Consider the following 11,090-nt stretch of genomic DNA (forward strand, 5'->3'; position numbering starts at 1 on the left):
AAATTATGATACACCTATGTTATACTTTAAAAAACTAAGGAATACTTAATGCAATATGTCTGGCTCCTGTGCAAATTGACAATCAAAGTATTATCGTATAGGATATAAACAATATAAAAATAAAAGGATAAAAAATGCATACTATTAATGTAAAAACAAATGCAAGATTCGATATTGTTGATATAACAAGCGAAGTTCAAAAATGCGTAAATGAAAAAAAAATACAAAGCGGAATTGCGGTAATATTTGTTCCTCATACTACTGCTGCTGTTGGAATAAATGAAAATGCTGATCCGGATGTAGTATTTGATATGAAAAATGCTTTTAACAAATTAGTGCCGCAGCATGATAATTATGAACATGGAGAAGGAAATTCTCAAGCTCATGTACTTTCATCATTAGTAGCTCCAAGCTTAACCGTAATAATTGAAAACTCTAAAATAGTATTAGGCACTTGGCAGGATATATACTTTTTTGAATTTGACGGCCCAAGAAACAGAAAAGTTCATATACAAGTGATCGGTAAATAAACAATTAATAATGCATCATAAATAATGTACCAAGGAAGAAATTAATCTTCCTTGATATCGATGGGGTAAATCAAATCTATTAAATATATGGTAAACTACTACCTAATTGTCTTAGTACCTTTTTTAAAAAATTTATTCTTTATAAAATTTGTAATTGAACCAATTAACTCTATTAATAGTCACATATTATACCTTATAAATATTATCTATACTAAATAGTATATACATAAAAACTCGTTTGTCAATATACCTTATATATGTATATAAAAATAATTTATTCTAAACTTTTTCTATATAAATAAAATTCAAAATAATGTATAATATATAATATAAACCACTATAAGGATATTATTATGTTTAGATCAAAAAAAGAAGATTTTGGCAACAATTCATACCTGTATACTTTAGAAAATGATAAGGGATTAAAAGTAAAATTAGCTGAAGTTGGAGCCACTATAACAGGAATATTTTTTAAAGATAAAAACAATAAAGAAATAGAAGTGGGATTTGGCTCCGATGATATAGAATTTTATTCAGAAAAAGCTAAAAATGGTCACATGGGAGCTACTGTCGGCAGAGTGGCAGGAAGAACTATAGGAGCTAAATTCAAAATAGATGATAAAGAATACAATATAACTCCTAACAAATCTCCAGATCATACTCATGGCGGTGTAAAAGGTTTTTCTTATGTAACATTTAATTCTGTACAAAAAAAGGATAATGAAGTACTATTCTCATACGTTTCAAAAGATGGTGAAGAAGGATATCCAGGAAATGTTAATTTAATGGTAAAATACACTATAACTGATGAAAATGAAATAATAATAGACTATATTGCTACAACCGATAAGGCAACTCCTTTAAATATAATGAATCACTCATACTTCAATTTAAATGGAGGCGGTAAAATAAATGATCATGAAATATTTATAGATGCTAAATATTATTTGCCTAGTGATGAAAATGATATGACTTCCGGTGAAATATTAAAAACTAAAAATACTCCTTATGATTTTACTGAATCTAAAAAAATAGATGAAATAATAAAAGATAAAGGCGGATGCGATAACTGTTTTATATTTGACGATAATGATATAAATAAAAAAAGAGTAAAAGTTTTATCAAAAGAAACTTCAATAAGTTTGGAAGTATTCACTACTATGCCTTCTGTATTATTTTATACCGCTAATTCTCTTAATAACTGTAAGGTTAGAAATCAAACACTTAATAAACATGAAGCATTCTGTTTAGAAACACAATATTTCCCTTGTGCTTTGAATTTTAATCATTTCCCTAGTATAATTGTATATCCTGACAGAGAATTTAATCATAGAACAATATATAAATTTGGTTTAAATTAATTCAAAAATAATAATATATAAATAAAAAAGGGCTTTGTAATTAATACAAGGCCCTTTATTTTTATAATAAAATATTAACTTACTTACTTAAGAAATACATACCGAATTGGAAACCTATATCAAATGCTGCCAATGATTCTTTATTTATACTAATCTCTTGTAATGGTCCGCTTTTATCTATATTAATAGGAAAATCATAATTTGCATATACACCAAATGAAAGCATAAATTTTCTCTTAGTTTTGATCAAAAAATCAGCTGAAACTTTCACATAAGGTATATACCAATTTTCAAAAGAATCTTTTATATCCCCAAAATCTAATGAATATCTATCATGGCTGTAACCATCACCCTCTATGCTGTATTTTAAAGAAAATGGCAATTTAATACCACCTCCAACTCCTATAGAGAAAAATCCTATATTAAGTCTAGGAAATAAACCAAATGATATACTGCTGAATTTATAATTTTCTAGAACTCTTTTTCCATTAAGTGTGTATTTTATTTCATATCTGTCTTTATTATATCCTATATCAAATAAAAATGCTGAAGATAATAAATCATCATATCCCCAAAATACGCCAGGCTGAAAAGAAAAAGAGCTGTCAAAATCTCTAAAATCTGTTGTGAATATTTTACTTCTGTCTGTTGTAGCACTGCTTGCACCAAATCTGCCAATAATACCTGCTATAAAATCAGCACCATAAGCTTGACTGAATGATGCAAATAAAAAAACAGATAACATAGAAATAATTATTTTTTTCATATATCCACCCATTACAAATAATAATATTTATCTCTATCAAAATCTATATTGATATAATAGCCAAATTGAATACCTATATCCAATGCACTTATTGAGTCTTTATTAATAATGACATCATTTATATAATTATTATATTGGAAATAAAGAGGAAAATCATAACTTGCATATACACCTATTAATAAATAGTTAAATACAGTAAAATCAAGTGAAAATCTCACATAAGGTATAACAACACTTTCAAATATATCGTTTAAATCTCCAAAATTAAATCTATAAAATCTATTGCGGTCATAAGAATTTAGTTTATATGTGGCAGAACCTGGAATTTTAGCTCCTCCGCCTGCTCCTAATGATATAAATCCAAAGTTAAATCTTGCATATCCGCCAACTAAAAAACTTTCAAACTGATAATTTTCAGTTGCCCTTCTTCCATTTATTGTATATTTAAAATCATAAGAATCATGATAATATCCTAAATCAAGCAATAATGAAAAAGATATCTTTGATGATGAAGAAATAGGCTGATTAAGTCCTATTGAAAAAGCAAATCCTGAATCAAAATCCCTGAAACCAGAAGGAAATATTTTTGAAGAATTTGTATTAGCACCGCTCATACCAAATTGGCTTATAGCACCTAATGCTAAATTAGCCGCACTTGCATTATAAGGAATAATGATTAATACAAAAAAACTTATTAAAAATAATTTTTTACTAAAACTCATAAAACTCCTTATTTGTACCCATATCCAGTATAATATATAAAAATTATAAAGTCAATAAAATAATGATATAAATAAAAAGATTATATACAAATAATTATATAGAAATATAAATTTTATATACTTTTTCATAATACAAAACAGTATATTATATAGAAAATTAATAATTATAATAATATTAAATATTATAATAAATATTTCTGAAAATTTATTAATACAATTGACTAATATCAAAATAGAAAATATTAATCCTGCTATATTGGCAATAATATACATAATATAATCAAATATTTTAGCCTCTTTATCAATTCTAAATAAAATCATATTAAATACAAAAAATACCATAAGAACAAAACAAGCAAGCAATAAGAAATAATTATAATGATGATTAAACAAATTATATTTATAAATCATAACTATAATAAAAATTGAAAATGCTGATATAAATAAAGAAAGTACCCTTGAAATATTAATTGATAGCTTAGTATTAACCATTTTATTATAAATAACATAAGAAAAATATATAATAGAAACCTTTAACACAATAAAAATTGACATTAGTATTTTTAATTTCTTCATATCATTTCTTAATAAAAATTTAATTACACTTTTTATTTCTATCTTTCCATTAAAATAAAATAAAGCAAGAACAGAAGACGCTATCAAAGAAATTATAAATAGTATTAATAAACTCCATATTACAATCTCAGAAATCATAGTATAAAAATCAGATAGAGTATATAATTTTTTAACATCATATCTAATATATCCTAATCCCACAATAAAAAGCATAATAAAATTTGCTGCTATAATATGTATAATTAATTTTATAAAATAATCTAAATTATCAACAGGTTCTATTAATATATTATAAGGAAGTTTATATAAATAAAATGCAGTTAAAAAAATTAATACAAAAGATATTAATAAAGATTTTAAACTAATAGGATTCAGCACAAAAAGAAACATGAATATAAAAAAAGTTAATGGCATTAAAAAAGAAAAAAATATTTTTGTATAATAAATAAAATTTTCTGTTAAAATACTTTCCAATAATCCCAAATCTGTATTGGAATTTAATTGAGGAATATGAACATTAAATATAGAAGTAATATATATTATAGATACAAGCATTATAAAACTAATGCCTATAACTATATTAAAATTCCTTACTATATTTTTATAAAATATTGTATTCTTATTATTTTCTATATTATCCACTATTATCAAACCTTACAATTCTTTCACTAAACCGCATATAGAAGATATAAATCTTTTATTCAATTCCAAGGGATTGCTTGGACAATTAAAATCAAAATTATTATCTTCATCTAATTTATAAAATACTGCTCTTTCAATGTCAACATCTTCTTCCTGAACATAACCAACCATCAAATAATTAAAATGAATTACAAACATTATTTTTGCTATTTCATCTTTCAAAGAATATTCAAAAAAAGTTCCGGCATCTAAAACATCTCCCCTTTTCATATCAAGAGAAGCTGCAAATTTCATTAATGCATAAGGATTAACCTTTTTATCATGATATATTATTTCAAGATTTTTATTTATATCTTTTTCTTCTGGAAGCTCATAAATCATATTAAGCTGTTCTATAGGCTGTGCTATATCATAATCTGATAATTGATTTTTCCACTTCAATAAAATTTCATTATCAAGTTCTATAGGGTGAATTAATGTTATATTCTTTTTATCTTTTAATTCATCTTTAAATATATATTCTTCATCATACACGGTATTAAAAGAACCATCTTCCGTATATCTGAATGACTCTATTAATTTATTATTATCATCATAAATTCCCCATATAAGTTTTTGAGCGAATATATTCATCAAAGGATTATCCACAAATACTTCTTTAAATCCTTTATAACTCCATTTCCTTCCATTAAGCATAACTTTTTTAAGTCTTATAATTTGATTCTCTACAGTATTTTTTATAGATTTTTTTAATTCTGTTAATTCTTTTTTTGCTTTTGAAGCTGTATCTTTATCATCTTTACTATTTGGAGCTGGCAAAGATTTTATTATTTTGTCATTTTGATTATCTTTAATAGATAAACTAAAATCATTATTTATGCTTATAGTAAAAGTTCTTTGAGACTCCACTCCATAGGATAAAATCTTTTGTCCTTTGCTGTCAAAATCAAAATCAGGTATTATTTTATCAATAAGTTCATCTCTTGTAATTCCAAGTATAGAAGAAACATTTTCTAATGCAGTTTTAGCAGCATTTTTTACTTGATTATTTTTATACTTTAAAGAAATAGAATCAAGCATAACAAGAACCAATTTATTTCCATTCAATGCCATACATTGTACTATATGTGCTGCTAATGCTCCTCTGGCATTATTAGTTAAATAATCAACTTCATTTTTTAATTTTAATACTGTTTCATCATCCATATATAAACAGTAAATAATATATATGTTTTTTAATTCTATGGGATATTTCAAATTAACAAATTCATTATATATATTTGATAATGCATTTCTGAAAGATTCCATATCAAAATGATTAATTATTTTTTCTATATCTATTAATTTATTTATTTCTTTTAATGCTATATATTCAGTAAAAATATACTTCATTACTTTTAACGGCACTAATGTTTTTTTATCTTTGAATAATACATTTGATATTTCTTTTTCTATAAAATTATACTTATTGATTTTTTCTTCATATCCTTCATTATAATATTTATCTACATGAGAATTTATTTCTTCTATATTTTCAAATTCAAAACTTTCATTAAATCTGCTCATATCCCAAATTCTTATTATGCTTTTTAATGAAGTTTCAAATTCTCCTTTAGCTTTATCAAGTTTATGAAGTACATCATCTTTTACTTTACTTTCTGATTTTTCTAATATTTTAATGCATGTCTTTTTTATTTCTTTTGATTTTGATGTTTCAAGAAGTTTTAACACTAATTTATAATTTCCTATTTTACTTTCTTTGTTATATAAAGTATTCAAAAAATGTATTGTAAAACTAATATCCTTAGAAATCTTTTTTATAAACTTATCATCATCTATAAACTTATAAATATCTTCTAAATAATCATTGCCTATTTCTGTAATATTATACATATTTAATAATGTTTTTTTCTTGTTATCTGCAGAATATATGGCACTTGTATAAATATAGTAAGTTAAATAAATATATATTATGTTAACTTTATCATTTAAAGTAAATATTTCTTTTACAATATTGAAAACTGTTTCATCATATAAATAATTTCTAGCTGAAATAAAACTATTTATTGTAATATAAGAATAAAGAGTAGAGTTTATAAAGTTTTTAGCCTTATCATTATAATCATATAATAAAGCAAGCATATAAGTATGATATTCAAATATATTATGTATCAAATATTTATAATCATTATAATCATCATAGCATTCAGGAAGCGGATCTAAAAAATTAAATAAAAAATCTACTGCCCTATCAACTATATTATAATCTATAATTTCAGTTTCTTTTTTATTAAATAAAAATGCTGACATAAGTAAATAAATATCAATACAATTATCTACAAAATGCATGTTATTATATTTTAATTGAGGATTAGAATTATTATAATCAAGCAATACAGATTCCTGATATAATTTATACATGTTATAGAAATTATCTTTATCATCATCGTATAATGATTCTATTAATTCCAATTTAATATTCTGAGAATTAGATTTAAATAAATAAAATATTTTCTGTAAGATTTCTGGAAGCCCATTGATAAAAGGATATGTTAAAGTTACATTATTATATTTATTATCTGATGTAGTATAATTAACATCTATTATATATCTTATAAAATATTCGCTTTTATAAAAAACATTAATATCCTTCATAAATAAAGCTGATGAACCTTTATTATTCAATAAAATTTCTACAAACTTCTTTTTTATTTCATCTGACACATCAATTATTAAAAATAAAGAACATAAAATATTTCTAATGATTATATTTTCATTATTCTCTATTTTTGAAATTATAGATAATAATTTTAAAGCCAAGTTTTTATTTTTGGTATGTATTATTAATTGAGATAAAATATATAATGGGCAGTATATTTGATAATCTTTATATTCATTAATTATTTCATCATCAGTTTTATTTTTTATTTCTTCTATAAATCTATTAAAAGAATTCTTTATTTTATTATCTATTTTTACCAAATCCTTAAAAATTAAATTATAACATTTTAAGAAATCTATAAAAAAATGAATTCCTATAATATTTTCTTTGTTTTCAAAAATATAATAAAGAAAAGCATTTTTTACAGACTCATCTAAATAATAAAATTTTATAATATTATAAGTATTAGTTTCTCTATATTCATAATTATTATGTATATAAAGAATAAGCAGTCTTTTATATGATTCTCTCTCATCTTGTCTGCATTTACTTAAATCATTAATAAAAGCATCAAAATCATTTCTATTCATTATAGAATGAACTCTTTCAGGTACTTCATCAGTTTTTAAATATACATAATCTTCAACACTACGTTTAATCTCATCTGAAATATCTTTACTATTTGTAACTTTTTTTATATGACTTTCTATACTTCCCATACAATATCCTACAATGAAAATTATATAAAAATATATAATAGAATTCTTTTTAAATCAATTTAATTAAAATATTATGATATTATATACTGAAAATTTTTAAGTTTGTCAATTTTTTGTTGTTCTTTTTCCCGCCGCACGCCATACCTAAAAGGCACTCCCTACGGTCGCAGGCGGACAGCGTCAAAGAACCAAAAAGTGCAAATATAAAATTAGTATTAAATCATACTAATTATGTTTTACATGTAAGATAAATTACTAAATTTAAGTCGAAATGCAGCCTTTCGCAAAGCGTATCCGAGCCTGTCGAGGATATAGCTTCTTTGTGGCAATACTTACAGTACTTCCTTCGGTCGCAAAAGAAGTGGGGGCGTACCCTGCGGGTACGCTTCGCGGTGGGTAAAGCCCCAAATATAAAACCAAAACATAAATTTATTTTTGACAAAGTATATTTGTTTAGGTATATACTAAAAATTTTTAAGTTTGTCAATTTTTTTGTTGTTCTTTTTCCCACCGCACGCCATACCTAAAAGGCACTCCCTACGGTCGCAGGCGGACTTCGTCAAAGAGCCTATATCCTAGATAAACTCGGATACGCTATGCGAAAGTGCAAGGATAAAATTAGTACTAAATCATACTAAAATTGTTTTACATGTAATATAAATTATCAATTTAAGCTAAAATATAGCCCTTTTGCTTCTTTTTGGCACGCTAAAGGACTTCCTTCGGTCACAAAAGAAGTGGTGGTATTCGTAAGCACGCAGAGCTGCACGCTGTGTGTTTAGCAGTGTGCAAAGCCCCATATATAAAAATATAAATTTATTTTGACAAAATATAGTTGTTTAGGTGTATTTTAGACTATCAAAATAATTTAATTAATCAATTATTCTATACCAAGTATATTAAGCATTTCTTTTTCTATTCCCAAAACATCGCCATGTTTATCTTGAATTAATTTTATTTCGGCACGTCTGTTCTCTAATAAATTATCGCGTCCTTTTTCATCTAACTTTTCACGTTCTTTATAGTAATTATCACTTATAAGTTTATCAGCCATTCTCAAAGTTTTATCAGATACTATAACCTTGTCAGAATCGCTTCCTGCTTTAAACATATCAAAACTTGCATCTGTTTTTAAAGCTCCTTCTGGAACTCCATTTTCTATTTTTCCTTTCCATAATAATTTAGAATCAAAACTATAACTCTTATAAGTAAATTCATCTACCTTAACAACATCTTTATCACAGAATACATCTTGTGCTATATTAGCTATTGTATCTATAAGAAGAATTTTATTTTTTCCGTTTTCATTATAAATTTTTTGTTTAGAATTTAGCCCCTGCCTATCCAAATTGTTTACAGCTTTACCAGAAATACTTTCCAAATCTAATTCTAAATTATCTTTTAAAAGCAATGTATAAGATGCTATTCCACCCATTTTACCAGGATTCTTATAAGTACCGCTTAACATTATTTCATCTTTACCATCATTATTTATATCACATAAGAAGATCAAAGGATTCTTTAAAGGAAAATATAATATTTCATCTAAATACTTAGCATATTCCTCTTTATCTATTTTTCCATCAACTATAAATCTTGAATCTTTTGCCAATTCTATTATATCAGCAACCTTTATAATATTTGTATTTGAAGAAATTAATTTTGAATCATCACCTAGACGGAAATTAAATGTTTCTATAGTTTCAAAAGAAGCATACTTTGTATTTCCAATAAATGCAGGATTAAAATAGTATACATCTTCTAATTTATCATTATAAAGAGAATAAACGAATGTATTTTTCTTAAACTCTAAGAAATATAAATCTGCCATTTCATCGTATTTTTCTTTAGGATATGAATTATCAAGACTGTAGAAATTTCTATAATAAGCATCATTAGTCATTCTTGATTTAGGCAAAGTGTTTTTTACATAAGTTTGTAAATATTTATTTATTATATTAGTATTAACTTTATCTTCTACTATATAGAAATATGCAATATTATTATTTGTACCTTCATAAACTATTGAAGAAAGATTATAGTTATTTTCATTATAAATATCTAAATAACCGGAAGTTTTAGATATATCATTCAAAAATCCATTTTGATAAGCATCTGCAACAAGTTTTTCAACAGCCAAATCTTTTGGAGCTTCTATTATATAATTAATAAACCTCATTTTATTAGAATAAACTTTATTTATATTATTAGCTTCACTAACTATACCTATCATCATATTAATATTTGATCCGCCTAATTTCTTCCATTCCTGTAAATAATTTTGCATATCATCAAAATAATATAATGAATCAGTAGTTAAACGAGATAAGAATAAAGCTAAGTAAATTTCAGGATCTTTGTTTTTTATACTTAAAAGTAAATCTCTTGCCTTTTTTAGAGCTAAATTCTGTTCTACATGATTGTATTCTGAAGCATAATAATAAGAGTAATCATCAGTATTTAAATCTGCAGAATTCATTTCATTTACATAATGATTATGGTAAGTATTAGAAATAAAATCTATAGCATATTTTTTTATATCATTATCACCAACAAGTTTTTTATTAAGGAAATCTTTATTTCTATTTATAATATTTGTATATTTAACATCTTGATAATAACTGAGCAAAGCATTATTAAAATTAGTTTGATTAACTCTGACTGCTTTATAAACATATTTCATATCGAAATAAGCATTTTCTTTTTGCGGAGTATTATTTGTATTTAATGTATTAGTATGTTGCTGAATGTTAGTATTATCTGTTTGACTAGAATTTGAACAGCTATAAAAAATTAATGCCAAAATAAAAATTATAATATAAGCTGTTTTTTTCACCATAATCCCCCTAGAATTCGTTAGTAAAAACATTTTTACTATATTATTTTATTATATACAAAATATATTTTTTTACAAGTATAAGATTTATATGCCATTTTATACAAATATAGTATAAAAAATTATCATTGACTTTTTATTTTATATTTATACAATTTACAAGAAATAATATTAATAATAATGGTATGATAATATAAATTTAATTGCACAGGAGCCAGACATATTGCATTAAGTATTCCTTAGTTTTTTAAAGTATAACATAGGTGTATCATAATT

7 protein-coding genes are annotated in these 11,090 nt (G+C 24.0%); 2 read left to right on the top strand and 5 right to left on the bottom strand.

What is annotated here, in order from left to right; translation table 11 throughout:
* The first annotated feature begins 134 nt into the window (after positions 1–134).
* Both Q0K52_RS13515 and Q0K52_RS13520 read left to right on the top strand, forming a co-directional pair.
* Positions 135–530: a secondary thiamine-phosphate synthase enzyme YjbQ gene (locus Q0K52_RS13515; protein WP_297300321.1), complete on the top strand. Its 396-nt coding sequence runs from the start codon at positions 135–137 to the stop codon at positions 528–530.
* Positions 531–883: 353 nt separating this feature from the next.
* On the top strand, positions 884–1,891 hold the full coding sequence (locus Q0K52_RS13520; protein ID WP_297300323.1) for an aldose epimerase family protein: 1,008 nt from the start codon (positions 884–886) through the stop codon (positions 1,889–1,891).
* Positions 1,892–1,970: 79 nt separating this feature from the next.
* On the opposite strand, the gene Q0K52_RS13525 is transcribed toward Q0K52_RS13520, so the two are convergent.
* The 5 genes from Q0K52_RS13525 to Q0K52_RS13545 form a co-directional block, all read right to left on the bottom strand.
* On the bottom strand, positions 1,971–2,657 hold the full coding sequence (locus tag Q0K52_RS13525) for a hypothetical protein (RefSeq protein ID WP_297300325.1): 687 nt from the start codon (positions 2,655–2,657) through the stop codon (positions 1,971–1,973).
* An 11-nt stretch (positions 2,658–2,668) separates the two neighbouring features.
* Positions 2,669–3,379 carry a hypothetical protein gene (locus Q0K52_RS13530; RefSeq protein WP_297300328.1) on the bottom strand — a complete coding sequence of 237 codons (711 nt, stop codon included), beginning with the start codon at positions 3,377–3,379 and terminating at the stop codon, positions 2,669–2,671.
* 51 nt (positions 3,380–3,430) lie between these two features.
* Entirely contained in the window at positions 3,431–4,597 is a 1,167-nt protein-coding gene (locus Q0K52_RS13535) for a hypothetical protein (protein ID WP_297300330.1), read from the bottom strand.
* A 12-nt stretch (positions 4,598–4,609) separates the two neighbouring features.
* Positions 4,610–7,978, bottom strand: coding sequence for a DUF4132 domain-containing protein (locus Q0K52_RS13540; RefSeq protein WP_297300332.1), 3,369 nt, complete (start codon positions 7,976–7,978; stop codon positions 4,610–4,612).
* Between the two features lie 880 nt (positions 7,979–8,858).
* A complete protein-coding gene (locus Q0K52_RS13545) occupies positions 8,859–10,817 on the bottom strand; it encodes a hypothetical protein (RefSeq protein WP_297300334.1) in 1,959 nt (652 codons plus the stop codon).
* Positions 10,818–11,090: the final 273 nt, after the last annotated feature.

Source organism: uncultured Brachyspira sp. (assembly GCF_944390845.1).
GTDB classification, from domain to species: domain Bacteria; phylum Spirochaetota; class Brachyspiria; order Brachyspirales; family Brachyspiraceae; genus Brachyspira; species Brachyspira pulli.